This window comes from Bacterioplanes sp. CLAM21, from assembly GCF_059641015.1.
The window spans coordinates 2,922,280-2,946,724 of sequence record NZ_CM184929.1 but is presented as its reverse complement, the minus strand read 5'-3'; the positions used below and the strand labels follow the sequence as shown (position 1 = coordinate 2,946,724).

Here is a 24,445-nt window from a genome sequence, read left to right as displayed (position 1 = left end):
ATGCAGGTTGCTATATTAGGCGCTGGTTTGATGGGGCGTCTGCTGGCGTGGCGCTGGGCCAAAAGCGGCGCTGAGGTGACGGTTTATGAGCGTGCAAGTGAGCATAAACCTGACAGTGCTGCGCACACGGCTGCGGCCATGGTGGCACCCATCAGTGAGTGTGGCGTCGCTGCCGATCAGGTTTATCAACGCGGTTTGCGCTCGTTAGAACTGTGGCCGCAGTTGGTAAGGGAGCTCAGCCAAGAAACTGGCCTGCAGGTCGCCATAGGCCGGTCGGGCACTGTGTTGCTGGCCCATGAACTGGACGCTGCGCTGATGAATCAATGGCGGCAGACATTGCAGCACCATCAGATTGGTTCAGATCAGGTGCGTTGGCTGGATGAGCCAGCCATTGCTCAGCTAGAGCCTGCCTTGGCGGGGCGCTTTCGCCAAGGCTGTTATGTGCCAACTGAACTGCATCTGGATAACCGCACCTTGCTGACGGCACTGCAACAAGCGGCCGCGGCTTATGGCGCAGACTTTTGTTTTGAAACCCCCATACACCAGGCGGATGGCCATTATTGGTGCGCTGATCAGCAGCTTAAAGCAGATCTGCTGGTCGATTGTCGCGGCATAGGAGCGCGGGATCTGGTAACTGGGGAGAAGCCTAGAGCGGTGCGCGGTGAAGTGTGCTGGATCGAAACCACACAGGTGCGATTGAGCCGCCCGGTGCGCTTGCTGCATCCGCGTTACAGCTTGTACTTGGTGCCCAAGCCGTCGCCGATGGGGCGCTTTCGCTACATTCTTGGCGCCACGGAAATTGAAAGCGAGGATAACAGTCCGGTCAGTGTGCGCTCGGCACTGGAGATGCTCAGTGCGCTCTACAGTATCAATCCGGCCTTGGCGGAAGCGCGCATATTGGAACTCGATGCCAACCTCAGGCCAGCCTACGCCGATCACATTGCGCGCTTTGAGCAAAGCGGCAACTGCGTATGCATTAATGGGCTGTTTCGTCACGGCTTTTTGCAGGCACCGGCGCTGTTACAAGAGTTGCAGGAGCAATTGAACTGGCCGTTACAACTGCCATTCGCCGATGGCGGCAAGCCAGTCAATCCAGAGCTTATGTTGGAGGGCAGAGCATGAAGGTAACCGTCAACGGTCAAACACAGTCGCTCACCGTGACTACCCTAGCTGAGCTGCTGCAACAGCTGGGTTATCAGTCGCAGCAGCGCTGTGTCATTGCTTTAAACCAGCGCATTGTGCCTTGGAATCAAGCGGCCGATACCGCTGTGGACGACGGGGATCAGGTCGATATTTTAGGAGCAATTACCGGTGGTTAAGGAAAATACTTTGACGGTGGCGAAGCAATCGATAGCTAGCCGTTTGTGGTTGGGCAGTTCTTTGTATCCGTCGCCCAGCATTATGGCCCAGGCCATTGCCGCCGCTGAGCCGGGTATGGTGACCGTGTCACTGAGACGGCAAACGGCACAGCAGCTAGCGGACAACGATCATTGGCACTATCTGCGCCAGCATCTGCAGCACAGCCAATGTCGCTTGCTGCCCAATACCGCTGGCTGCCACAGCGCTGATGAGGCAGTATTGCTGGCGCATATGGCGCGGGAGTTATTTGCAACCTCCTGGATCAAGCTCGAAGTCATTGGTGATGACTATAACTTGCAGCCCCATCCCGTCGAACTGCTCAAGGCGGCTGAGCGCTTGCTCAGCGATGGTTTTAGCGTACTGCCTTATTGCACCGATGATCTGGTGTTGTGTCGCGAACTGCACCAGCTTGGCTGCGCTGCCGTGATGCCATGGGGAGCGCCCATTGGCACTGGACGAGGCCTGCAACATCGCCATCAGTTACAGCAGCTGAGAGAACGGCTGCCGGAGGCTGTTCTGGTTATTGACGCCGGTATCGGTCGACCTTCCCAGGCGATGGCAGCGATGGAAATGGGCTTTGATGCGGTATTGCTCAATACTGCAGTGGCCAAAGCTCAGGACCCGGTGATGATGGCTCAGGCCTTCGCCAGCGCCGTTGCTGCCGGCCGCCAGGCGTATTTGGCAGGCCCTATGGTGGAGCAAAATCAGGCGTCAGCATCGACGCCTACGTTGGGAATGCCGTTTTGGCATCAGGTGGCGGCTGATGACTAACCCGCGAGTCACTTCGTCAGAGATTACACCGCGTCCGCGATTATTAACCATTGCCGCCAGTGACAGCAGTGGCGGAGCCGGTCTGCATGCCGATGCACAGGTCGCTGCACTGATGGCCGTCGATGCGACGGTATTGGTGAGCGCGGTCACGGCGCAAAGCAGCTATGGCGTGCGCGCTGTTGAGCCGCTGCCGTTGAGCTTTGCTGAGCAGCAATGGCAGGCGCTGTTATTAGACGGGCCGGCCGATGCCGTGCGGGTCGGCTGGCTGGCTGACCTACGGCAATGGCTGCCCTGGCTGACGCAAAAGCTGCACGGCTCTGTGGTGGTGTGGGACCCGGTGCTAAGCGCTAGTCAGGGAGGGCTAAGTAGCACGGCGCCTAGTCGAGCCGAGTTGTCTGCTTGGCTGGCATGCTGTCGGGTGGTGACGCCCAATCGACTTGAGCTGGCGGAACTGGCTGCTTGGCTTGGTATTCGCGGTGATGAGTCTGAGCAGGCGCAGGCGTTATTGTGCTGCGGCTGTCATGCCGTGGTGGTCACCGGCGGCGATGAAGAATCAGACTCGATGGCAGCTGATGAGCTCATCAGCCGGGTATATGCCAGAGCGTGTGAGGGCTTTCCTGAGCAAGCGGCTGTGCCTATGTTTCAGCTGCAACAGCGGCGCCAGCCTTTTTCGGTGCATGGCAGTGGCTGTCATTTCAGTGCTGTGTTGGCGGCAGCTTTGGCCCAAGGGCAACGGTTGTATGATGCCGTGATTCAGGCGGCTGTATGTATGCAGCAGTGGTTGCAACAGCCCAGTCAACGCGACAGTGGCTATCACCATATTGGCGCAGATCGCAGCTGGCACTGGTATCAACTGCCTGCAGCGGCTTGGCCAACCATACGCACGACAAGCTGCCCCAGTGTTGAGTTTGCCAAACAGCCCACCAGTTTGGGCTTGTATGGTCTAGTGGATAATCTGGAATGGTTACAGCAGCTGCTGTCGTTGGGCGTCGATACCTTGCAGTGGCGAGTAAAACAGCCAGGACCGGCTCATCGGCAGCAGATGCAGCAAGCCATTGAGTGCTGCCAGCAAGCGGCGGTGCCCCTGTATATCAACGATGATTGGCAAGCCGCTATAGAACTGGGGGCGTATGGAGTGCACTTGGGGCAAGAAGATCTTGCCAGTGCTGATTTATCGGCCATTGCTAAGGCTGGATTGCGTCTTGGTATTAGCACTCATACCGATTTTGAAGTACTTAGGGCCTGGCAACTTAGGCCCAGTTACATCGCTTTTGGCCCTGTGCACCCGCCACTTTCTAAGCAGCTGAAGTACCCACCGCTGGGGTATTCGAGTCTGACTCGGTGGTGGCAGGCGTTGCGGCCCCATTTACCGCTGACCTGTATTGGCGGCATTACGGAAGACAATATCTCTGATGTGCTGGCGTGCGGTGTGGACTCTTGTGCCATCGTCACAGCACTGAGCCCGGATGCCGGTCTGGTCGAACGTCATGCCAGCTTTCGAGCATTATGGTCGAGAGTCACAGCCTAAGCCCTTGAAATTGTTTGAACCGACCCCACCTTTGCATTCACTAGAGAATGCAGCCTTGGTGGCTGCAGCGTTTTTTTGATTGAGCCGTAGATTGAGGAGAGCGAAACCCATGACCGCAGCCAGTAAAGAGACTCTGGGGTTTAAAACGGAAGTCAAACAGCTTCTGCACTTGATGATTCACTCGCTGTACTCCAATAAGGAGATTTTTCTGCGCGAGTTAGTCTCAAACGCGTCCGATGCCTGCGATAAGTTGCGTTTTGAAGCCTTAAAAAACGATAGCCTGTATGAAGGCGACAGTGATCTGGCGGTGCACATTGATTTTGATGCTGACGCCGGCACTGTGGTGATTGAAGACAACGGCATTGGCATGAACCGCGATGACGTCATCAATCATCTAGGTACCATTGCAAAGTCTGGTACCGCTGAGTTTTTGAGCCAACTCAGCGGCGACGATAAAAAAGATTCGCAGTTGATCGGCCAATTTGGTGTGGGCTTTTATTCTGCCTTTATCGTTGCTGATGAAGTGACGGTAGAAACACGTCGTGCGGGAACCGATGCAGCCAGTGGTGTGCGTTGGCAGTCTCGTGGTGAAGGTGAATTTAGCCTCGAAGACATAGAAAAAGAGCGCCGTGGTACCCGTATTACCTTGCACCTAAAAGAAGACGAAAAAGAATTTGCCGATTCCTTCCGTCTGCGCAGTCTGATTAAAAAATATTCAGACCATATTGCTGTGCCGGTATTTTTGCCGCAAGAAGTTAACAGTGATGATGAAGACGGCGACAAAAAAGCACTGCCAGAAGCGGTAAACCAGGCCCAGGCCATGTGGACCCGCAGTAAGTCTGATTTGTCAGATGAAGACTATAAAGAGTTTTATAAGCACGTCTCTCATGACTGGAACGAACCACTGACCTGGATGCACAACCGAGTTGAAGGGAAACTGGATTACACCAGTCTGCTGTATATTCCAGCCAAAGCACCGTTTGATATGTGGAATCGCGAAGCCGCACGCGGTCTGAAGCTGTACGTGCAGCGCGTCTTTATTATGGACGACGCCGAGCAGTTCTTACCGCTGTATTTGCGTTTTGTTAAAGGTGTGCTGGATTCAAATGATTTGTCGCTCAATGTGTCGCGTGAAATCTTGCAGCAAGATCGCCAGGTAGAAAGCATGCGCAGCGCGCTGGTGAAGCGTGTACTCGATACCCTGAGCAAAATGGCGAAAAATGATGCCGAGCAATATCAGCAATTCTGGAATGAATTCGGCGAAGTATTAAAAGAAGGCCCAGCAGAAGATTTTGCTAACAAAGAAAAGATTGCTGCTTTGTTCCGCTTTGCCAGCACCAAAGGTGATGGTGATAAAGAAGTGGTGGCATTGGATGACTACATTTCGCGTATGCGCGAAGGTCAGAGCAAAATCTACTTTATTACCGGCGACAGCTATGAGTCTTTGATCAGCAGTCCACACCTGGAGTACTTCAAAACCAAAGGTATCGAAGTACTGCTGCTGACGGACCGTGTTGATGAATGGATGGTCAGCCACTTAAGCGAGTATGCCGGTAAGAACTTCCAGGACGTTACCAAAGGTGAGCTGGACCTGGACGAACTGGCCGATGACAGCGAAAAAGAGCAGCAAAAAGAGCTAGAAGAAACTCACAAGGATCTGGTTGAGCGTCTGCAAACGGCATTAGAAGGTGAGGTGAAGCATGTTCGGGTAAGCACGCGTTTGACCGATTCACCGGCCTGTATGGTCGTGGGTCAGTTCGATATGGGTGGCCACCTGCGTCGTATGCTGGAAGCCGCCGGTCAGGATGTACCTGAGCCCGATACCACACTGGAAGTGAATCCGTCTCATCCGCTGATCGAGCGCCTGGATGCGGAGCAAGATGAGCAGCGTTTTGCTGATCTGGCACGCATTATTCACGCTCAAGCGCAGCTGGCAGAAGGCAGCCAGCTGAAACAGCCGGCCGAGTATGTTGCCAAACTGAACGCTCTGTTGCTGGAGCTGATGAAGTAATATTGGCTCCTTCTGGCCGCCTGTTTATTGGCAGGCGGCCAAGCTTTGTCACAATCTCTAAAAACCTTGTGGCATTTGCCTAATGGAAGGGGACTGAGGCGGGCATGGCAATGTGATGGGCCTCTGGTTATGATGCGGCCAGTCGTATTTGTAATCGGAGCCTGTCTTTAATGACTTTTCCTCTCGTTTCATTCTGTCGCCGTGCCGCTTGTTTGGTACTGCTGGCGCCAGCCCTCGCCCAAGCCGGTGGCTCTTTGGACTTGAGCCTGTCCGACCATACTGCTCGTTTAGCTTATGATGCCACCCGGTTGGGATCTGGTTTGCACATCAGTGCGGCTTATCAGCACGATTCCGACGATGGCAATATGGTCAATCTAGGGCTGCATGCCGTGGATGTGCGCAACAACAATAGTGACTTGTATATTGGCCTGGGTATCAACGCCTACTTGTATGATGGTCGCAAGGACGACGGCGGTGCCTTAGGGATGGGCGGTTTTTTCCGTTATCGTTTTCCATCTCTGCCGGACGTGAGTGTGGCTGGCTATGGCTATTATGCGCCGCCGGTGGTGTCTTTCTCAGAAACCAAGAATCTGCTCGATGGCGACGTGCGGCTGCAATATGCACTGATTCCTACCGCCCGCGTTTATGCTGGCTATCGCTATACCGGCATTCGAATAGAAGATCGTGATGATAGGCTTAAGCTGGGTGAAGGCTTTCATCTTGGCTTTAAATTCGATTTTTAGCGGAGGCGTTTATGTCGTTATGGCTCGGTTTCACTAATCATAAGCTGTACCAGGCGCGTTTGCTGATGCAGCAAATAGAACAGGCTCAGCCCGAGGCCTTGGCCCAGGCATTAGAAACGTCAGCGCTGTATCACCTGCGCGATGCCTATGTGTGTTACCTCAATGAGCTAGCCGAAGCCGTACAGCATCCGGCGCGGGTCGACAGCTTATCTGGGTTATTGCAACAAGTTTCGCTGGCAACGGGTGAAATGACAGAGCTTAAGGCATTAGAGCAGGATAACTTTTCCTGGCTGAGCACCTTTTTGCAGGCTGTCGATGATCGCTTGCAGGCAGCTGTGTCAGCAAACCTGCCAGTCAGCGACGTCGCGCGTGATGCTAGCTTGATTGCTGTTCGCCAGCAGTCGGGAGGCGAGGTTTTTCAGTGGTATCAGCAGCTTGTTGATGTCATTGAGCGCCAGCGGGAAAACCGTCAGGAGTCTTGACGGCTGTCAGGTGTTGCGAGCTTGGCGTCAGGCTGGGCGAGTGTGGTAAACTCGCGCGCCCAACCTAGAGAGGCGGATATGGCACGCTTTTTTGAGATAGTCGAACTTTCCAATGGTGATTTTGCGTTGCGTCGTGCCGACGAGCAGGACGGAGATGCCTTGGTCAGTATTCATTTTTCTGATGACGCCAAGGCGAGTCTGGAAGCGCATCATGTTGATGTGGCGCGGGCCATGATCGAAGCCGGGGTGCGCAAAGTAGGGGAGTTGTCCGGTATGGATGTCGAGCGAGATGATTTTGAGGTGCATGCTCAGGCTACCCACTTGCATTAATAGCGACAGGCGATAATGAAGCCCTGCCTAATTTGCAGGGCTTTTTTTTGCCTGCACGAAACTACGGTTTTTACACTGGGGTAGTTGGCCGGATTGCTTTTTATTATCCATTGAAACTACTTAAGTAATACTAATTAATTGGCTATGTGTGCCACGTTAGTCTGATAAAAAATACCGGTTTATTCGTTATTTTCGGGTATGACTCTTGCGCTCCTTTGGGTATTATCCGCGCCTTCCTGTGATTCGGCCGTGGGCGAAATGTCGCCTTCTGGCTAAATAACTGTGTTCAGGAAAAAGCAAACATTACTGTTGCAGGTAATTGATTTTTATCAATTTTCAGTTATGAGTGACGCTTGCTTTTTGCTGATCCGGACGCTTCCCAACCTGATTTTTTGGGTTGGTAAAACATGCATTTAACCGAGAAGTGAAGCGAGCTATGGATACACTGATTCAAGCATTTCAGTCATTTTTAAATGTTGGCAACGGCCTGTTGTGGGACTATGTGCTGATATTTTTATTATTAGGTGCCGGGGCATTATTCACCCTGGTTAGCCGCGGTGTGCAGGTGCGCGCTTTTGGCCATATGTTCCAGCTAGTGATGGGCAGTCGTGATGGTGCAAACGGTGGTATTACCTCGTTTCAGGCATTAACTACCAGCCTGGCGGCTCGTGTTGGTACCGGCAACATGGCTGGTGTTGCCATGGCCTTATACATTGGTGGCCCTGGTGCGATTTTCTGGATGTGGATGACGGCCATTGTTGGTATGGCTACCAGCTTCGTTGAATCGACTCTGGCACAGACTTACAAGGTCTCTCACCATGATAAAACTTTCCGCGGTGGTCCGGCCTATTACATTGAAAAAGGTTTAGGCCAGCGCTGGTTAGGCATTGTATTTGCCATCTGTTTGATGATCGCGTTTGGTCTGGCCTTTAACGGTGCCCAAGCCAACACCATTAGTGGCGCAATGCACACCGCGTTTGGCATTGATACCTGGGTGGTTGGTCTGGTGCTGGTCGCCATCAGTGCGCCGGTGATTTTTGGTGGTTTGCGCTCTGTGGCGCGCACCGCAGAAGTCTTGGTACCCGTGATGGCGCTGCTGTATCTGGCGGTCGCTTTGGTGGTGGTAGTGATGAACTTTGATCAGCTGCCGGACGTATTCTCAGCGATTTTCTCGCAAGCTTTTGCTGCTCAGCAAGTGGCTGGTGGTGTCGCAGGTTATGCCGTTGCCGAAGCCATGAAAAGTGGTATTCAGCGTGGTCTGTTCTCTAACGAAGCCGGTATGGGTTCAGCGCCGAATGCGGCGGCGACGGCTACCACAGAGCCAAACCATCCAGCGGCCCAAGGTTATGTGCAAATGTTGGGTGTCTTTATTGATACTCTGGTTATCTGTACCGCAACGGCTGCCATTATTTTGGTATCTGGCATGTTGCAACCGGGCAGTGAGCTTAAAGGCATCGAGCTGACTCAGGCAGCGCTGGTTAGCAGTGTTGGTGAGTGGGGTGCAGAGTTTATCGCTGTTACCATCTTCCTGTTTGCCTTTACCTCGCTGATTGCCAACTATTCCTACGGCGAAGCCAACCTGGAATACATCACTGGCAACCGTGTTGGGTTATTGTTGTTCCGCTTGTTGGTGCTGGGCATGATCATGGCTGGTGCGGTGGCTGATTTGGACTTGATCTGGAGCTTTGCTAACTTGTCGATGGGCATGATGGCGCTGATTAACCTGATCGCCATTATTCTGCTGATGCCTATCGCTATGATGTTGTTGAAAGACTACGAGTCTCAGCGCAAGGCTGGAAAACTGCCCGAGTTTGATCGTCATAAGTTCCCTAAACTGAAAGACAAGCTCGATCCAGAAGCCTGGAAGTAAATGACCCTCTGGCTGCAACAGCCTGTTGCAGCCATTTATCCCGTCTTTAGCCTAAGCTGACACGATGCGTCTACGCTATCGGCGCTAGACATAGTATCCTTTTGCCCCTTTTTCTTTCCGCTTAAGCACCTACCCGCCGATGGCTACTGGTTAAAGCTTCTTAGGTGTGTTGAGCGCGGACGTTGGCGCAAACGGAGTTTGGTGTGTCAGTTTTTCTGAAATTATTGTGGTTTTTTAAACAGGAATGGCGGCGCTACGGTATTGCCGTTGTTGCGCTTATTTTTGTTGGCCTGCTGTCGATGGTGTCCCCCTGGCTGATCGGGGTGGTGGTGGATCTAATCAGCAACGGTGAGCTGACAGAAGCCTTGCTGTGGAAATACTTGGGGATCATGGCTGCGGCGGCCACTGTTGAGTACATCTTGCGTGTGGTGTGGCGTATCGCCTTATTTGGTGCCAGTTTTAAGTTGGCAAATCAACTACGGCAGTCGGTATTTGAGCACCTTACTCGTCAGGCGCCTGGTTTCTTTCAGCGGCTTAAAACCGGCGACTTGATGGCTCGTTCTACCAATGACATCCAAGCGCTGGAAATGACCGCTGGCGAAGCCGTGTTGGCGCTGTTTGATGGTGCGCTGACGGGCATTATTGTGCTGGTGGTCATGACGGTGTTTATTTCCTGGCCGCTGACGCTGCTAGCATTGATTCCTTGGCCTATCGTTGGCTTTTTTATGTGGCGTTTTGGCAATGAATTGCATGATTCGTTTCGCGATGCTCAGGCGCGCTTCAGCGATTTGAATGACGATGTGCAAGAGAGTATTTCGGCATTACGTTTAACGCGTGCATTTGGTCGTGAAGACGTTGAAGAGCAACAGTTTAATGACATTGCAACGGCAGCCAATCGCGCCAACCAGGCGGTAGCAAAAACCGACAGCAAATACGACCCGGTGATTCAGCTGGGTGTTGGTTTCTCCTTTTTTCTAAGCGTCGCTGGTGGTGCTTGGCTCATTCACCAAGGTGAGTTAACCGTTGGCCAGTTGCTGTCATTTACCTTGTATCTTGGTTTTATGATTTGGCCGATGTTCGCGGTGGGTTGGCTGTTAAATTTAGTAGAGCGGGGCAGTGCCGCCTACGCCCGCATTGAGCAACTGCTAAATATGAAGCCTGAAATCGAAGATAACGGCAGTATTTCTCATCGGCTACCGCCGAGTTTGGATATGGCCATTTCATCATTTGCTTATAAAGATGGCACCCAGGCACTGGAAAATATTCATTTGCAGCTGCCGGCCGGGCAATTATTAGGCATTGTTGGTCCGGTTGGCGCGGGTAAAACTACTCTACTGAATCTGTTATTACGCAGTGAAGAGGCTGAGGGTGTTGATATTCGTATTGGTGGTCATGGCATTGAGACGCTGAGTTTGCATAATTTACGCTCTCATATCGCTACGGTACCGCAAAATGCTTTTTTGTTTTCTGCCACCATTGGCGAAAATATTGCGTTGGCTAAGCCCGATGCCAGCCAGGAAGAGATCGAAGCGGTGGCAAAAGTGGCGCAAGTGCATGACGATATTTTACGTTTTTCTGATGGCTATCAAACCGAGGTGGGTGAACGCGGTGTGACCTTATCAGGTGGGCAGAAACAACGTATCTCCATTGCCCGTGCGCTGTTGTTGGATGCTCCCATTTTGATTTTGGACGATGCCTTATCGGCCGTGGATGTGCGCACCGAGCAGCAAATATTGTCTCATTTGGCCGAGGCACGTGCCGGCAAAACCACCTTGATTGTCTGCCATCGCCTCAGTGCAGTAGAAGAAGCTGATCAGATCATCGTGTTGGATAAAGGCCAGCTGCGGGAGTCGGGAAACCATCAACAATTGCTGCAGCAAGCAGGTTGGTATCGGCAAACGTACGACTACCAGCAGTTGGAACAGGCGGTGGAGGAAGGCCGATGAAACAAACGTTTTTTGCCCTGTTGCGCTACGCCATGGCCTATAAGCCGTTGCTGGTGCAGGCATTTTTTTTATTGTTGTTGGCAACCACGGCCAGTGTCGCAGGACCTTATTTGATCAAAGTATTTATTGATGAATATGTAACGCCTGGAGTATGGACGGTAGGCCCTATTGCCACGTTGGCGGTGGTGTATATTGTGGCGCAGTTAATTGGCGCGGCTACTTTCTATTGGCAGGCGTTGCGCTTTAATCATATTGCTTTAAATGTGGTGCAAACCATCCGTGAACAAGTGTTTGCTCACGTAATGAAACTACCAATGGCATACTTCGATCGTAGCTCGACTGGCAGTTTGATCAGTCGTATTACCAATGATACCGAAGCGATCAAAGACTTGTATGTCAATGTGATTTCCACATTTGTGCAAAACACAGTGCGCATTATTGGTATCTTGGTAGCGATGGCGGTGCTGGATGTGCGCTTAATGTGGATTGGCGCTATTTTGGTGCCGACAGTCATCATGATCATGGTGATTTATCAGCGCTTGTCGACGCCCATTTTTATGCGTGTGCGGTCATTGCTGAGCGATATCAATGCGCGTCTGAATGAAGGCATTCAGGGCATGAGCGTGATTCAGTTGACCAATCAGCAGCAGACATTTGCGCGTGCTTTTCAGCAGACCAGTACCGATCATTACAAGGCCAAAGTGAAAAACGTTACCATTGATGGCTTTTTGCTACGCGCGTTGATCGACTTTATTTATACCTTGTTATTGGCAGTATTATTGTTTGGCTTTGGCATTATTGAGTTGTCGTCTCAAGGCGCCGTTGAAGTGGGTGTTATTTACGCTTTTGTTAATTACATGGGGCAGGTAACCGAGCCTTTGGTTGATATGACCTCTCGTTTGAATATGGCTCAGCAGGCACTGGTGTCAGCGTCGCGTGTATTTGAGCTGTTGCGTGAGCCTTATGATGAGTTGCAAGAGCAGTATCAGCCACTGAGTGATAGCCAGATTGACTTTGCTATTGAGCGCTTTAGTTATGACGGTAAGCAAGATGTGTTAAGCGATATTCACTTGCAGGTGAAGCCCGGTGAGTTTGTCGGTTTGGTGGGCCACACGGGGTCTGGTAAAAGTACACTGATGTCGTTATTGATGGGTTTTTACCCACTGCAGCATGGCCATATTCGCATTGGCGGCAGCGACTTAATGGCGCTGGGCAAACAGCAGCGGGCCGAGCTAATTGGTTTTGTGCAACAGGACCCCTTTATTTTCTCCGGCACCGTGGCAGACAATATTCGCCTAGATTTAACCTTAACTGATAGTGAGGTTGAGCAGGCGGCGCGGCAGGCGCATTTGCATGATGCCATTATGGCCATGCCACAGGGTTATCAAACCCAACTCACAGAACGCGGCGGCAATTTAAGTACCGGCCAGCGCCAGCTATTAAGTCTGGCTCGCACCCTGGCGCGCCAGCCTAGTATTCTTATTCTGGATGAAGCCACCGCGAATATTGACAGCCACACTGAAGCTTTGATTCAGCAAACCTTGATGGAGCTGCGTGGCCAAGTCACGCTCATCGTGATTGCCCATAGGCTAAGTACCGTCAAGGATGCAGATTGTCTGTATGTATTGCACCAGGGACGAGTTCAGCAGCAGGGCAGCCACATAGACTTGATGGCTGCTGAAGGTTTGTACAAACACATGTATGAGCTGCAACAACGACGCGACCCGATGCAGGCAATAGATAGCAGCGAAGAGAAAACAACAGGACTTACTTGACCGTGTCTTAGCTCACGCAGGCCACCGCAGTGGCGGCCTCTATACTCAAAACACTGTACTGGGTATGGAGGCGCGCCATGCGCTATTGGATTGCTTGTTTTAGTGTTTGGCTGAGTATCGCTTCTGCTCAGCCGGTAGTGCCCGTGACTACCTTGCCAGACTATGCACCGTTTTGCTTTCTATACGAAGGAACCGGCTATGGCGTCATTGAAACCCTAGCGCCTGGCGAGCATTCTCAAGTTTTGCGCGGTTTTAGCTGGGATGTGGTTCGTGAAAGCTTGCATTCTCAGGGTTATCAGCTGCAGCTTACGGTTCAGCCTTGGGCCAGGGCGTTTCGCCAGGCCAGTAGCGAATCGGGCATTGCCATCTTTCCTTTGGCACACACAGAGGAACGCCTAAAAACCTTTTCTTTTTCAAAATCGCCGGTGAATCAGGCCCGCTATCTGGTCTACGTGCCACGAGATTCTGCCATTACTTGGCAGAGTTGGAACAGCTTCGATGGCAAGCGTCTGGCGTTGATGCGTGGTTATAATTACGGTGTTGACTGGCAACAGTGGCCGGGTATAGAGCTCATGGAAGTAGATTCCATGGTGCAGGGTTTTGAGTTGTTATTATTGGGAAGGGTGTCTGGCTTTGCTGGTTACGAGGTTACTTGGGACCATCATTTGCGCCAACGGCCGCACTTAATTGACAAAGTCCGTAAGTTGCCTGCGTACGCCACCAGTAAAGAGTATTTAGCGATTCGCTCCGATACGCCCAATGTTGACAGTATCTTGCAAGCATTTGAGCGTGGTTACGCTGAACTGCGAGACAGTGGCCGCTTATCGACCTTAAAAATACGGTACGGCTTACCTGACTAGGCCCTTGTTGAGGCTTGCTTACACTCGTATCATGCGCTCAGTAAATAGGAGAGTCGTTCATGATACGGAGTGTTTTACTGGCGTCTTGCATGCTGGTGATGTCAGTTCAAGCAGAAGTATACCGTTGGACCGATGAAGACGGACGTGTTCATTTCGGCGATCGTCCGCCGAGCGCCAGTCAGTCGACGGAAAAAGTTAAAATTCAGGTTCCTACGGCACCAACGGAAGGCATGAGCTTTGAGCGCCGTCAGCGCCAGCAGGAAATGCTAGAGAGTTGGAACACTGAGCGTCAAGAGCGTAATGAAAAACGCCAAGCCGCTCGTGAAGACAAAAAAAAGAAAGATGCGCTATGTCAACAGTTATTGGGTGAAAAACGTGAAGCCGAGCGATCGACCCATGTTTACTCCCTAGATGAAAATGGCGAACGCGTTTATTACGATGAAAAAAAAGCAGAAGAGTATCTTAAGAATATCGTAAAACGTTACAAGGAAACCTGTCAATAAAGCCGGCGCTTGTCTTTTTCGACCACATGTTTGACCACACCATGGGTGATTTTCCCCATAATACCGTGGCCAGACATGTGCTCTGACAACGCTTTGGCAAACGGTGTTAACTCTGGGTGGTGAGCGTTGGCTGCAAGTTTCTGCAGCTCTGGCAAATATTGGCAGTTTGTTCTGCCCCGTCGTTGTACCGCTAAACGCCAGCCCAGAGTGGGTGTTCTGCCATTGACAGCAAAGCTTTGCCATTCCTCTCCCGCTGTTAAACGAACACTGCCTTGCCACCAACGTAACTCAGTTTGTCCTGGGTGTAGCAGTGCCAGGATAATTTGAGGCTGATTTAAGGCGTTGCGCATCGACACGGCTACCCGGTTTCCTGGCCGTTCTGGCCACAATAATTCTTGCCCTTGAAGGCGAAAGCCCCCAGAGACTTCTCCGCGAGGAGACAGCTGACTTAAACCGTTTTCATCTTGGCTTACAATGAATCCATAGCGCGCTTGCTCGATCCATTGCTGATCGCACAGCTTGGATGCATCGATGTCGTCTGTTTGCCACCAATCTGCCCGCATTGCTGCCCGACCACAGTGTAAATACACCTGTGCAATATCAATACAGCTGTGTGATGGCTGCTGCCAGCCATTAATACGAAGGCCGTGGTCGATGGCCGGAATCCAAAAAAACAGGCTCACGGGGCCAGCGTGAGAAGTCAACGTCGGCAGTTGCAGCTGCCTTGAGGTGGGGCTGTGCCATTGTTCTTTATTTATTATCTGAAATGGCTGTTCAATATGTTCCGGTTGAGCAATCAGGGCATGACTACTGTGGTCGAGGTAGTTGTAGCAGTGCTTATCCAATGTGGTTAACAGCCGTTTATCCAAGCGCGGAGAGTGGGCTGGCACATGTTGGCGTAAGGTGGTTTCGTTTTGGATATGCATAGCTTGCCTCGGTATTAAAAGAAAAACCCAGTGTGTGCGATGGCCTTGCTATCGGTGAGGAAAATCCTTTCAATGCAGTGGACATTGGTTGCGGATTAACAGGATGGCGGCAGCATTTGTTGTGATGGTCGATCTGGCGCGGCAGCTGCGCCAGCGCCAGTGGGTGGACGACAGTGCTTTGGTGGCCATTGATCGTCATCTACCTACCTGGATCGAGCAGTTATCGAACCAGGGGGTAGTGCGGCAATGGTTTTACCAGACGGTGTCAGACGACTGTTTGCTGGCTCTTTGGGAATTGGCGGTACAGGCCCAGCAGCCGTGTTTGGGGTTAGAGCTGGGAGCTGAAGTGAATAGTGATGCTCAAGGGATGCTGTCGTATTGGATTGAGCGCAATGCCACCTTGGGTGACGCTTTACAGGTGTTCAGCCTGCATCATAAGTTGATGAATGCCAGCGAATATTGGCAGGTGCAGGCGACTGCCGATCATCATAGCGAAGTCTGTTTGACTTTAATATGCCCGCCAGGGTATCCCTTAATGGCCCAAGAACGTGCGCTGATTGCGCTGTTAGCTTGGGCAAGAAAACAACTGAATCGCCAGCTGGAACCTCTCGCTTGGAAGGTTCCTTGGCACTCGACAGACAGTGAAAAGTTGGCTTGGTTGAAGGCTTATAGCCAGGCACGCATAGAGCAAGATAATGGCTTTGGCATGGTTTTGCCGGTAGAGCTGTTGTCTGAAGCACTGCCGAAAGCCGACGATTACCTTGCCGATGTACTGGCCCGAGAAGCAAAGAGTTTGATCCGTAAGCGGTCGACAACACGCTCGTTAGCTGAGCCAACCATCAGGCAACACGTTGAATCGTTACTGGCCGCCGACCTACCGCGCTTTCATCGCATAGAGTCGGTGGCCAGGGAGTTGGCGCTGAGTCGTACGAGTCTGTATCGGCGCTTAAAGGCAGAGCAATGCCAATTTCAGCAATTGCTGGAAGCTGAGCGCCGGCGCTGTTGGCAGCGCTGGCGTCATCACTTAGATGCTTGCACGCTGGCAGAGCAGTTAGGATTTTCTGACGTCAGCGGTTTATACAAGGCGCAAAAACGCTGGCAGCACAATCACAGCTCAATAGCGTGATTCCAGCCAGGAATAACAATACGTTCGTCGCTGATTTGTAATTGCTCGGGCTCGACTACACCTTGGCCAAACTGATAACGCGGTTGGCAAAGCCCGGCCGTTGCATCCTGGTCATATTGCAGTGCTTGTTGTTTTACTGGCTCATTGCTGTGTTGATACTGGTTCCAGTATTTTTTGCCATGTTTTTGCTGCAGCATTTGCTCGGTTTGCTGCGGCGATAAAATAAAGGCTGAGGCATTATTGCCACCAAAACCTTTGGCATTAATAAAGGCCAGTGGCATCTGCTGTGAGTCAATCGAATGATGTTTTAACAGCAAATTGAGCCCTTGCTGGTGAACGTCGTCGGCGATCGCTTCTGTGGTAATAATGCCGGGCAACCAACCGTCACTCCAGGCTCCCAAGGTAAACAGCAGCTGATCCGCTGAAGCGGCGCCAATGGAATGGCCAACGTAGGCTTTTACCGCGGTGATGGGCCAGTTCTGAATGTTAAAGGCGTGCGCCAGCTCGGAATAAATATGGGATTCTGTGGTGCGGTTTTGTGGTGTGCTGCTGCCGTGGGCTTGAACAAAACTGCCGTGACGCAGGGCGTCCTCTCCCAGCCAACGTCGGGCTTCGGCCATGGCTTTGCCCATGGTGATATAGTTGCCGATGCCAGGGCCCGAGATCGATTTTTTCGGACCGTCGGCGTGGATAAACACCTCGCCAATGGCACCGTGCACGCTCAGACCTAGCTCCATTGCCAGTTCATCGTCCGTTAATACAAAAAATTGCGCCGACTCGCCCAGAGTAAAACCACAATTATTGCCAAATGGGCGACTGGCGCGGCGAAAATCAGCATCTTCAACATCATCCAGTTTTTTTAGGTTCTGCTCGGTGGCCAGGGCTGTCATAGCGCTGTAGCCTTCGATAATCTCAGGCGTAAGCGGGGCTTCACTGTTGCCGACAATGACCAAGCGGCGACGTCCAGAGCGAATATCGTCGCAGGCCAATTTAAGATTGTATAGGAAGGTGGCACAGGCGCCGACCATGCTACCTGTGCTGCCAGCACTGCCGAGCACATAAGCATTGATAAAATCGGCGGGCATTTCGCTCAACCCGAGCGCGCATTGTTTAGAGCTGGTACGTTTGCCTTTTAATGCACTTTGCAGCATGCCGCCATGGCCATTGTCGTCCAGCTGCCCCATGGCAGAACCGGCGTATACCGCAATCTGATCGGGCGGTAGATGTTGGCGAATCTGTTCCCAATCGATGCCCAGACAGCCCAGCGCATCAGAGGCGCCGTAAACCGCCATTTGCAGTCCGCGCGGGTGATGACGGGATGGATACAGGCTGGCAGGATCAAAGCCGCGTGGTAGCTGCCCGCCGCTTTGTACTGCTAAACGCTTATGTTCAATACGCAGGCATTGCTGTCCCTGCTCATCGTTAAAAGGCGTGTGCACCGGCACGCGATCGGCATCAAAGGCGACATTATCCCAGCGCCGAATCAGAGTGCTGTCGAGCAGGCTGTTGGCGGTGTCGTCAGGATTATGCTGCCAATGGTCAGTCTGCTGGCACAGCTGTGCCAGGCTAGCCAGCATGTCACGGCGCTGCTGCTGTGGCAGTACGTCACTGATTAAACGTCGAAATGCCTGGTGACCGGAACTGCGTCCAGCAGCATTGATGCCGCCAAAGCCGGTAATTACCGCCAGTTTTTGCATGGGGTGTCCTGTTAACGCTGTGATTATCTAAGGATGTCGATGGCGCTTAGTCTAGCCAGCTAGGGCGGTGTGAGATAACATGAAAGCGACATCTTACGGCACAAAAACGACGCGGTTGTGTCCTTGGTGGAAAGGAAATAATGACCGAATTCAACCCGCTCAGACACGTTAGCCTGCTGGCGCTGCCGCACATGCTCAGTTCCAGTATCGCCATCCCGATGGAAATGCTGGAAGCGGCGCGGGCACGTTTACGGTCACAGCGACGGCCGGGTGGTGACTACCGTATTGAACTGATCGCCCGCCAGCGTGAGCCACTGACGGTACTTGGCGGTTTTCCATTGCAGCCCCATCGCGCTTGCCATGAAGTTGAACAGACCGATCTGATTGTGGTGCCAGCGCTATGGCGTAACCCACGGCCGATCATGGCGATGGAGCAGCAAACCATCGACTGGCTGCGTCGCCGCTATCGACAGGGTGCCAGTATTGTTGCGGTGGGCACTGGTGTGTGTTTGGTGGCCGCTGCCGGTCTATTGGATGGCCAAGTGGCGACCACTCATTGGCATTATCTCGATGCTTTTGCGGCAGACTATCCAGCGGTCAAATTGCAGCGGGATCATTTATTGACCCAGGCGGGGCGTATTTATTGTGCCGGCAGTGTGAATTCTGGCGCCGATATGATGGTGCACTTGCTGGCCATCTTATATGGTCGAGAACTGGCGTTGGCCATTGAGCAGCAGTTTTCGCCAGAAGTGCGCAACCCGCTGGATAAAGGCGTTTTTCGCGAGGCGCCTAATAGCCAGCACGGCGATGAGGTGGTGGCTCATGCCCAAGGTTGGCTGCAGCAACATATGGTGAAGCCGCTGCAGTTATCGCTATTAGCGGCCCAGGTGGGTCTCAGTGAACGCCAGCTTGAACGACGCTTTAAACAGGTGTGTGCTTATACGCCGAATCAGTATTTGCAGCGTTTGCGTTGCGATCAGGCGTGTGAATTATTGCAGCACAGTAATTTGAGCATTGCTGATATTGCTCAGGCCACGGGCTTTAATGACAGTAGCCACTTCGGTCGGGTATTTCGTCGCTGGTTGCAGCAAACTCCCGGAGAATTTCGGCAAAAAGTACGTGTAAAGTTATTTAGCGGTTAGAATACGGGTCTTTGCAGCATGGAGCTTATATCATGAATGAAGTTTTTGCCTTTGCACTGATTGCCACCTTGTTGGTGATGTCTCCCGGGCCCAATGGGGTTTTGATCGTTAAAACCGCCTCCTCCCAGGGCAAATCGGCGTCTATGTTGAATATTGCTGGCTTATTTGTGGCCACCTTTGCCCATGGCGCACTATCCATTTTTGGCTTGTCGGCACTGGTACTGCAGTCTGCCGAGTTGTTTATGCTGGTGAAAATACTCGGTGCTGCTTACTTGTTTTATATTGGCGCTAAAGCCATCTGGCAATCATTGCAATCGCAAAAGGCAGCCAAAACACTAGAAGCACAAGAGCAACGTCCACACTCAAAGCTGTACTTTTTTAGTGAAGGCTTTTTAACTCAGTTGCTGAATCCCAAGGTGTCGGTGTTTTATTTGGCGGCATTTCCACAGTTTATCGACCCAGCGACCTTTACTTATACTGCGGCATTTTCTTTAGTGGCGCTGCATGCATCCATTATTTTTAGCTGGTTCAGTGTCATGACATTGGCCATTGGTAAGGTGAAGCAGTTCTCCCAGCAGTCGTCCTTAGGTGCCTGGGTGCAGCGTGTGTCTGGTTCAGTGATGATTTATTTCAGTGCTTTGGTGTTGACTCAGCGCAGCTAGGGCCTGTTAACGCTATTTCGATCGCGCTGTTATGAACTGAACCCCCCAACCAAGGAGCGAAGAAGGATGTTTAACGAGTTAAATCAAGGATGAGCAACACAGATTGAGGGATTTTCAGCCACCGAAGGGCTGGAGTCCGTTTTTCCTTGAGTCGCGTTATTCGTTGCTTATTCCGTTAAACCACACGCCTCATGCCTCACTCAAGAAAAAACTGAGTTCCAGCAGCAAAGGACGAAGTAGTGTTAATAGGCCCTAGGCCTTAACCCTCCGCTGCTTTTAGCAGCTGATTAAATAGGCCTTCATCACCCAGTATGTTGCGTTTATAGCGCCGCCAGGAAGGGTGTTGATGGCCATATTGGCTACGCCAGCGTTTTTTGAGCACTTCATCTAGGTAGTGACTGCCAACGCCCATTTTTTTAAACCGCTGCTCGGCGGTGAGGTGGGCCTGACGTGCAGCTTTAGGCTGCAATCGACGAATCTCTTCGGCCACCGTCGTCATGACGCCTTTTAACTCATCGGGCAGGGATGCCAGCCATTGCTGACTAAGCACGGCCATCCAGCCGTCGTGCACCGATTGCACATGAGTGATATGGGCAATCTGCTGGCGTAGATGATCCGGGCCGCTGTACAGCGACGATATTGACGGGTCGATCACATCGACTTGCTGCTGGCGCAATGACTCTGCCACATCCCCCCAGGGAACACGCCGGGTGCGGGCACCAACCAAGGTATAAAAATGGCGTAATAGATCACTGCTGGGAACCCGCACTAGGGTATTGGCAAGATGCTCGGGCGTTAATATGGCTTCTGCTTTGTGGTGGCCGGTGGCTAAGGTGCGTGGGCCGACTACATAAGGAAACCAGATATGAATAGCGCCAGCAGCATGTACCCGGTCAACGACTAAGTCCTGCCATACGGCGGAATTCACTAGATTTTCATAGGCCTGATTATCTGCCGACCAGAACGGGATGTTGAGCACATCCAGTGCCGGTGCAATGGGGCTTAAGTTGGACGCCGAGATAATGGCTCCGTCTACCAGGCCGCGCGATACCTTAGCCATCAGATCCGGGCCTATGCCAGCTTGACCAGAATCCAGTACTTCTACCCTGATACGCCCTTTGGATGCCTGTTCGACCAGGGATTTGATCTCGGCGTGCATATGTGGGCTGGTATCGGCTTCTTCGTTGGCGTAAGGCGAGGCAAAGCGCAGCGTAAACTCACTGGCATCGTTGGCCAACAGAGGCCGGTGCCAAGCATAGGCGACGGCCACAGACGCAGCGATAAAACGACGGCGAGTAAGAGGCATGGCAATTCAGATTTGCTGGGTTCTCTTTAGTATATGTCCAAATGCTGAAGTTGCTGTCTAATGCGACCGATCAAGGCTGTCACTGTTGTTCGGGTGTTGTTCAGCTAATCGTGGCACTATCTCTAAGTCTTTCTCTTGGCAGGGTTGCAACAATAGGCGGGATATGGATAAGCAGCTTTTTATTGAGCAAGTGGAGCAGCGGCTATTGCAGCTGTTTCGAGCATCTAAACAGGGTCTAAAGACGCCAGCGGCAGAGCGTCACGGGCTAGAGGGTTTTATGCAAGCCGGGGTGTTTTGCAGCTGGTTAGCCGCGATGAGTTGGCGCAACGTATGGAACAGCTGCATCGCTTGGTGTTTGCCCAAAGTATTGCTGAGCGCTGTAAGCAGCAAGCCAACACCTGGCAACATGAGGTGCTCGATTACAGTGAATATGACGCCCCGGCCTTTGAGCGTTATCCTGCCGGCCAGGACGCTTGTATCGTGAAAGTTGTCGTTGAGTGTGACGATACGAGTGCCATGGATGCAGAAGGGCGTGATCGATGACCACTAACGAGCCTGTCAATAGCAGCCCGCACACAATCAGCATCTTGGTGGTTGAGGATGACCATAGTCTTAATCGTATGATCAGTGAGGCGTTGGTGTCCCAGGGCTACCGGGTCAATAGCGCTACCAGCGGAATTCAGGGGCTGAAACTGTTGCGCGAGTGGCAGCCAGATATTTTGCTGCTGGACATGATGTTGCCCAATTTTAACGGTCTTGAGCTTTTGCGTCAGGCATCGCCTGAATATCAAGGCATCGTATTAATGATCACCGCCAGTGATCGTCCGCAGTTAGAAGAGCAAGCCTTTGATCTGGGTGTGCACGATTTTATTCAAAAGCCACTACGCCCCCACATTCTGTTTGCCAAGCTTAAGGCCTTGCTGCGTTTGGCTCAGGGGCATACGGCAGCAGATTTGGCACATCATTACCAAGTGCAAAATTTGTCGTTAGACCCAGCGTCGCGGCAGTTTTACATTGATGGCGAGCGGGTGATGCTCACCGACGCTGAATTCTCCATTGCCGAATACCTTATGGCCAAACCGGGCGTGGTATTGGCTCGCAGTGATATTGTCGCAGCCTTGCGCGGCATTGAATATGATGGCTTGGATCGTGCCATTGATATGCGTATTTCTAGTTTAAGAAAAAAAATGCACGACAGTGTACCGCCGTATAAATACATTAAAACGGTACGTGGTCGCGGTTATATGTTGGCGCAAGGATGACATTTTTTAGCCGATTATTTGTGTATTTTTCGCTGGCTTTATTAGTGGGAGTGCTGGTCGCTGTCGTCTTACTGGATCAGCATTATGTATCCGCCGTGAAAGATGAAGAGCGAATGCGCACTCAAGGCATACAACAGCTATTACAGCTGCAAGTCGACGCAACAGTGTCGCGCTTACATGGGGCACAGTTGCAGTCAGTGCTGGAGCCGTGGCTGGATCAGTGGCAAGATAAATTTGGTTATCACTTATCCTTATTATCACTAGCGGATGTGCCCCTAGCTTCACACCAACAAAGACGGTTGCGCCAGCAGGGTCTATGGATAGCAGCGAGCAGTGGCTGGGTAACGGATGAGGTGACGCTCTTTTATTATTATCCCGACTGTGACTGCGTATTGGTGCTGGAGAAGCTGTATCACGATACCTTGGCCTATCAGCATTATGGCAATGCCTTGGTGTTGGTCGTGTTTTTGGTGTTAGGCCTGTTTGTTGGGCTATACGTGCGGGTCAACCAACGTCATGTTCGCCGCTTATGTGATAGTTATCAGGCCTACGGCCACGGTGATTTCAGTCAGCGCGCTGATATTCAGTTGCCCCATCCTTATTCAGTGTTGGCTCGCCAGTTCAACCATATGGCTGAGCGCATCGAAACCTTGATGAGTGAGCATCAGCTTATGCTGAATGGCGTATCCCATGACTTAAAAACGCCACTGGCACGCTTGCGCTTTGCACTCGATATGACTCGCGACTGTCAAACTCTAGATGAATACCGCGAGAAAATGCAGCAGATGGACATGTGTTTGGATGATCTCAGTGAGTTGTTAGACGACTGGTTGCTGTTGGCCAAGCTAAATGGTCAAACTTATCCAATGAATTTAGCATCTCACAATTTAGCCGAGGTTATTGGCATGGTTGTATGCCGTTTGCAGCCATTGCATGAGGATATTGAGCTCACCCAGGAACTGGCTCAGGTCGAGGTCAGTATTGATATTGGCATGTTCCGCCGGGCACTGGAAAACCTGCTGATAAATGGCTTTAAGTATGCCAACAGTCAGCTACGCATTTGCTTACGTTCAGAAGTTGGCAAGGACTTTGTGTTGGTCATCGAAGATGATGGCCCGGGCATAGCTGATGCTTATAAAGAACGGGTATTGCAGCCCTTCACCCGCTTAGATGAAAGTCGTAGCAGCCAAGGAGGAGGTCTAGGCTTGGCGATAGTCGCGAATCTACTAGAGAAACATGGTTTTGACTTACAGTTGCAAGACAGTGAGCTGGGCGGTGCTGCTTTTGTGGTGCAAGGTGGCCTACGTTAGTGGGCCGAAGCGCTAATCCAAAAACTACATCAAAGCAGCTTATACTCAAATAATCGCTTAAATGCAGGCATTCGCACGCATAATCGTCACCGGAATGCCTTTTGAATCAACCTAATGCAAATGTTCAAAACCAAACTGACGGTATAAACCACCGGATAGGTCTTCGGTTTGTAAATGCAGCTGTTTAATGCCAAAACTCCGGGGGCCTGTTAACACTATTTAGCTCTTTGCTGCTGGAAGACTGTTTTTTCCTGAGTGAGGCATGAGGAGCGTGGTTTAACGGGTTAAATAAGCAACGAATAACGCGACTCAGGGAAAAACGGACGCCAGCCCTTCGGGGTATGGCTGAAAATCCCTCAATCTGTGTTGCTCATCCTTCATTTAACTCGTTAAACATCCATCTTCGCGCCTTGATTGAGGGGTTTTCATCTCATACCAGCGTGATCAAAATAGTGTTAACAGGCCCTGGCAAGGTCGATCACCCTGGAAACCAGATCAGACGCGATACCCTTGCCACGGTAACTAGGCGCAACGTACACACCGCCCAGCCAGAACGCATAGTCTGGAAATGCATCCATTTCCCGTACTTTTAGCTCGGCGGCTGCTACCAGGGCGTTGCCGCTTTTGGCCAGTACAATAACGGGAGCCGTGTGGCGATTGATGGCTGTTGAAACATTCTGTTGTACTGCCTCTAGTGTGGATCGCCTGGAAGTAAACTTGGGTTCGAACCAGTTAATGAGTGAGACAAGAAATTGTAAATCGATCTTAAATTGTGATTTAAAATGTTCGAACCGTTAATCAAGTTGTCATGGAGTAGGCGTTGCCTGATGGCAGGC

General features: G+C 51.7%; 23 protein-coding genes. 19 read left to right on the top strand and 4 right to left on the bottom strand.

Annotated features, from left to right (window positions below):
* The 13 genes from AC55FS_RS13360 (at position 1) to AC55FS_RS13300 (ending at position 14,178) form a co-directional block, all read left to right on the top strand.
* Positions 1 to 1,122 (top strand): FAD-dependent oxidoreductase, encoded by a 1,122-nt coding sequence (locus AC55FS_RS13360; protein WP_496932752.1) that lies wholly within the window; start codon positions 1 to 3, stop codon positions 1,120 to 1,122.
* Positions 1,119 to 1,319 (top strand): sulfur carrier protein ThiS, encoded by a 201-nt coding sequence (gene thiS / locus AC55FS_RS13355; RefSeq protein ID WP_496932751.1) that lies wholly within the window; start codon positions 1,119 to 1,121, stop codon positions 1,317 to 1,319. The genes AC55FS_RS13360 and thiS overlap by 4 nt, the downstream gene beginning before the upstream one ends.
* On the top strand, positions 1,312 to 2,130 hold the full coding sequence (locus AC55FS_RS13350; RefSeq protein ID WP_496932750.1) for a thiazole synthase: 819 nt from the start codon (positions 1,312 to 1,314) through the stop codon (positions 2,128 to 2,130). Before thiS ends, AC55FS_RS13350 begins: the two co-directional genes overlap by 8 nt.
* Positions 2,123 to 3,658, top strand: coding sequence for a thiamine phosphate synthase (locus AC55FS_RS13345; protein ID WP_496932749.1), 1,536 nt, complete (start codon positions 2,123 to 2,125; stop codon positions 3,656 to 3,658). The genes AC55FS_RS13350 and AC55FS_RS13345 overlap by 8 nt, the downstream gene beginning before the upstream one ends.
* Before the next feature lie 109 nt (positions 3,659 to 3,767).
* The gene (htpG, locus tag AC55FS_RS13340) at positions 3,768 to 5,669 is read left to right on the top strand and encodes a molecular chaperone HtpG (RefSeq protein ID WP_496932748.1); all 1,902 of its coding nucleotides are present in this window, start codon (positions 3,768 to 3,770) and stop codon (positions 5,667 to 5,669) included.
* Between the two features lie 170 nt (positions 5,670 to 5,839).
* Complete coding sequence (locus tag AC55FS_RS13335; protein WP_496932747.1) at positions 5,840 to 6,412, top strand: YfaZ family outer membrane protein; 573 nt, start codon at positions 5,840 to 5,842, stop codon at positions 6,410 to 6,412.
* An 11-nt stretch (positions 6,413 to 6,423) separates the two neighbouring features.
* Positions 6,424 to 6,894, top strand: a complete 471-nt coding sequence (locus AC55FS_RS13330) for a DUF6586 family protein (RefSeq protein WP_496932746.1) — start codon at positions 6,424 to 6,426, stop codon at positions 6,892 to 6,894.
* Positions 6,895 to 6,972: 78 nt separating this feature from the next.
* A complete protein-coding gene (locus AC55FS_RS13325) occupies positions 6,973 to 7,224 on the top strand; it encodes a hypothetical protein (RefSeq protein WP_496932745.1) in 252 nt (83 codons plus the stop codon).
* 436 nt (positions 7,225 to 7,660) lie between these two features.
* Positions 7,661 to 9,094, top strand: coding sequence for an alanine/glycine:cation symporter family protein (locus AC55FS_RS13320; RefSeq protein ID WP_496932744.1), 1,434 nt, complete (start codon positions 7,661 to 7,663; stop codon positions 9,092 to 9,094).
* A 203-nt stretch (positions 9,095 to 9,297) separates the two neighbouring features.
* The gene (locus tag AC55FS_RS13315) at positions 9,298 to 11,040 is read left to right on the top strand and encodes an ABC transporter transmembrane domain-containing protein (protein WP_496932743.1); all 1,743 of its coding nucleotides are present in this window, start codon (positions 9,298 to 9,300) and stop codon (positions 11,038 to 11,040) included.
* Positions 11,037 to 12,815, top strand: coding sequence for an ABC transporter ATP-binding protein (locus AC55FS_RS13310; protein WP_496932742.1), 1,779 nt, complete (start codon positions 11,037 to 11,039; stop codon positions 12,813 to 12,815). Before AC55FS_RS13315 ends, AC55FS_RS13310 begins: the two co-directional genes overlap by 4 nt.
* 77 nt (positions 12,816 to 12,892) lie before the next feature.
* Complete coding sequence (locus AC55FS_RS13305; protein WP_496932741.1) at positions 12,893 to 13,675, top strand: substrate-binding periplasmic protein; 783 nt, start codon at positions 12,893 to 12,895, stop codon at positions 13,673 to 13,675.
* Between the two features lie 59 nt (positions 13,676 to 13,734).
* The gene (locus AC55FS_RS13300; RefSeq protein WP_496932740.1) at positions 13,735 to 14,178 is read left to right on the top strand and encodes a DUF4124 domain-containing protein; all 444 of its coding nucleotides are present in this window, start codon (positions 13,735 to 13,737) and stop codon (positions 14,176 to 14,178) included.
* On the opposite strand, the gene AC55FS_RS13295 is transcribed toward AC55FS_RS13300, so the two are convergent.
* Complete coding sequence (locus AC55FS_RS13295) at positions 14,172 to 15,104, bottom strand: hypothetical protein (RefSeq protein WP_496932739.1); 933 nt, start codon at positions 15,102 to 15,104, stop codon at positions 14,172 to 14,174. The two genes, AC55FS_RS13300 and AC55FS_RS13295, sit on opposite strands and share 7 nt — an antisense overlap.
* Before the next feature lie 103 nt (positions 15,105 to 15,207).
* Between AC55FS_RS13295 and AC55FS_RS13290 the strand changes: the two genes are divergently transcribed.
* Positions 15,208 to 16,230: an AraC family transcriptional regulator ligand-binding domain-containing protein gene (locus AC55FS_RS13290; protein ID WP_496932738.1), complete on the top strand. Its 1,023-nt coding sequence runs from the start codon at positions 15,208 to 15,210 to the stop codon at positions 16,228 to 16,230.
* On the opposite strand, the gene AC55FS_RS13285 is transcribed toward AC55FS_RS13290, so the two are convergent.
* On the bottom strand, positions 16,212 to 17,927 hold the full coding sequence (locus AC55FS_RS13285; protein WP_496932737.1) for a beta-ketoacyl synthase: 1,716 nt from the start codon (positions 17,925 to 17,927) through the stop codon (positions 16,212 to 16,214). The genes AC55FS_RS13290 and AC55FS_RS13285 overlap by 19 nt on opposite strands.
* Positions 17,928 to 18,067: 140 nt before the next feature.
* Between AC55FS_RS13285 and AC55FS_RS13280 the strand changes: the two genes are divergently transcribed.
* Both AC55FS_RS13280 and AC55FS_RS13275 read left to right on the top strand, forming a co-directional pair.
* Positions 18,068 to 19,069, top strand: a complete 1,002-nt coding sequence (locus AC55FS_RS13280) for a GlxA family transcriptional regulator (protein ID WP_496932736.1) — start codon at positions 18,068 to 18,070, stop codon at positions 19,067 to 19,069.
* Between the two features lie 32 nt (positions 19,070 to 19,101).
* Positions 19,102 to 19,731 carry a LysE family translocator gene (locus AC55FS_RS13275; RefSeq protein WP_496932735.1) on the top strand — a complete coding sequence of 210 codons (630 nt, stop codon included), beginning with the start codon at positions 19,102 to 19,104 and terminating at the stop codon, positions 19,729 to 19,731.
* A 259-nt stretch (positions 19,732 to 19,990) separates the two neighbouring features.
* Here AC55FS_RS13275 and AC55FS_RS13270 read toward each other — a convergent pair whose 3' ends face one another.
* Positions 19,991 to 21,037: a TRAP transporter substrate-binding protein gene (locus tag AC55FS_RS13270; RefSeq protein ID WP_496932734.1), complete on the bottom strand. Its 1,047-nt coding sequence runs from the start codon at positions 21,035 to 21,037 to the stop codon at positions 19,991 to 19,993.
* A gap of 330 nt (positions 21,038 to 21,367) precedes the next feature.
* Here AC55FS_RS13270 and AC55FS_RS13265 point away from each other — a divergent pair, with 330 nt between their 5' ends.
* The 3 genes from AC55FS_RS13265 to AC55FS_RS13255 are packed head-to-tail and all read left to right on the top strand — an operon-like array spanning position 21,368 to position 23,609.
* Complete coding sequence (locus tag AC55FS_RS13265) at positions 21,368 to 21,580, top strand: hypothetical protein (protein ID WP_496932733.1); 213 nt, start codon at positions 21,368 to 21,370, stop codon at positions 21,578 to 21,580.
* Positions 21,577 to 22,299 carry a response regulator transcription factor gene (locus tag AC55FS_RS13260; protein ID WP_496932732.1) on the top strand — a complete coding sequence of 241 codons (723 nt, stop codon included), beginning with the start codon at positions 21,577 to 21,579 and terminating at the stop codon, positions 22,297 to 22,299. The genes AC55FS_RS13265 and AC55FS_RS13260 overlap by 4 nt, the downstream gene beginning before the upstream one ends.
* On the top strand, positions 22,296 to 23,609 hold the full coding sequence (locus AC55FS_RS13255) for an ATP-binding protein (protein ID WP_496932731.1): 1,314 nt from the start codon (positions 22,296 to 22,298) through the stop codon (positions 23,607 to 23,609). The genes AC55FS_RS13260 and AC55FS_RS13255 overlap by 4 nt, the downstream gene beginning before the upstream one ends.
* A 455-nt stretch (positions 23,610 to 24,064) precedes the next feature.
* Here the strand turns inward: AC55FS_RS13255 and AC55FS_RS13250 are convergent, their stop codons facing one another.
* Positions 24,065 to 24,346, bottom strand: a complete 282-nt coding sequence (locus AC55FS_RS13250; protein WP_496935972.1) for a GNAT family N-acetyltransferase — start codon at positions 24,344 to 24,346, stop codon at positions 24,065 to 24,067.
* Between the last annotated feature and the right edge of the window lie 99 nt (positions 24,347 to 24,445).

What these genes read in the sequence shown, in the direction of transcription:
- AC55FS_RS13360 (WP_496932752.1), top strand. Translation starts at nt 1, where the DNA reads ATGCAGGTTGCTATATTAGGCGCTGGTTTGATGGGGCGTCTGCTGGCG.
- thiS (WP_496932751.1), top strand. Translation starts at nt 1,119, where the DNA reads ATGAAGGTAACCGTCAACGGTCAAACACAGTCGCTCACCGTGACTACC.
- AC55FS_RS13345 (WP_496932749.1), top strand. Translation starts at nt 2,123, where the DNA reads ATGACTAACCCGCGAGTCACTTCGTCAGAGATTACACCGCGTCCGCGA.
- htpG (WP_496932748.1), top strand. Translation starts at nt 3,768, where the DNA reads ATGACCGCAGCCAGTAAAGAGACTCTGGGGTTTAAAACGGAAGTCAAA.
- AC55FS_RS13335 (WP_496932747.1), top strand. Translation starts at nt 5,840, where the DNA reads ATGACTTTTCCTCTCGTTTCATTCTGTCGCCGTGCCGCTTGTTTGGTA.
- AC55FS_RS13330 (WP_496932746.1), top strand. Translation starts at nt 6,424, where the DNA reads ATGTCGTTATGGCTCGGTTTCACTAATCATAAGCTGTACCAGGCGCGT.
- AC55FS_RS13325 (WP_496932745.1), top strand. Translation starts at nt 6,973, where the DNA reads ATGGCACGCTTTTTTGAGATAGTCGAACTTTCCAATGGTGATTTTGCG.
- AC55FS_RS13320 (WP_496932744.1), top strand. Translation starts at nt 7,661, where the DNA reads ATGGATACACTGATTCAAGCATTTCAGTCATTTTTAAATGTTGGCAAC.
- AC55FS_RS13310 (WP_496932742.1), top strand. Translation starts at nt 11,037, where the DNA reads ATGAAACAAACGTTTTTTGCCCTGTTGCGCTACGCCATGGCCTATAAG.
- AC55FS_RS13305 (WP_496932741.1), top strand. Translation starts at nt 12,893, where the DNA reads ATGCGCTATTGGATTGCTTGTTTTAGTGTTTGGCTGAGTATCGCTTCT.
- AC55FS_RS13300 (WP_496932740.1), top strand. Translation starts at nt 13,735, where the DNA reads ATGATACGGAGTGTTTTACTGGCGTCTTGCATGCTGGTGATGTCAGTT.
- AC55FS_RS13295 (WP_496932739.1), bottom strand. Translation starts at nt 15,104, where the DNA reads ATGCATATCCAAAACGAAACCACCTTACGCCAACATGTGCCAGCCCAC.
- AC55FS_RS13290 (WP_496932738.1), top strand. Translation starts at nt 15,208, where the DNA reads ATGGCGGCAGCATTTGTTGTGATGGTCGATCTGGCGCGGCAGCTGCGC.
- AC55FS_RS13285 (WP_496932737.1), bottom strand. Translation starts at nt 17,927, where the DNA reads ATGCAAAAACTGGCGGTAATTACCGGCTTTGGCGGCATCAATGCTGCT.
- AC55FS_RS13280 (WP_496932736.1), top strand. Translation starts at nt 18,068, where the DNA reads ATGACCGAATTCAACCCGCTCAGACACGTTAGCCTGCTGGCGCTGCCG.
- AC55FS_RS13275 (WP_496932735.1), top strand. Translation starts at nt 19,102, where the DNA reads ATGAATGAAGTTTTTGCCTTTGCACTGATTGCCACCTTGTTGGTGATG.
- AC55FS_RS13270 (WP_496932734.1), bottom strand. Translation starts at nt 21,037, where the DNA reads ATGCCTCTTACTCGCCGTCGTTTTATCGCTGCGTCTGTGGCCGTCGCC.
- AC55FS_RS13265 (WP_496932733.1), top strand. Translation starts at nt 21,368, where the DNA reads ATGGAACAGCTGCATCGCTTGGTGTTTGCCCAAAGTATTGCTGAGCGC.
- AC55FS_RS13260 (WP_496932732.1), top strand. Translation starts at nt 21,577, where the DNA reads ATGACCACTAACGAGCCTGTCAATAGCAGCCCGCACACAATCAGCATC.
- AC55FS_RS13255 (WP_496932731.1), top strand. Translation starts at nt 22,296, where the DNA reads ATGACATTTTTTAGCCGATTATTTGTGTATTTTTCGCTGGCTTTATTA.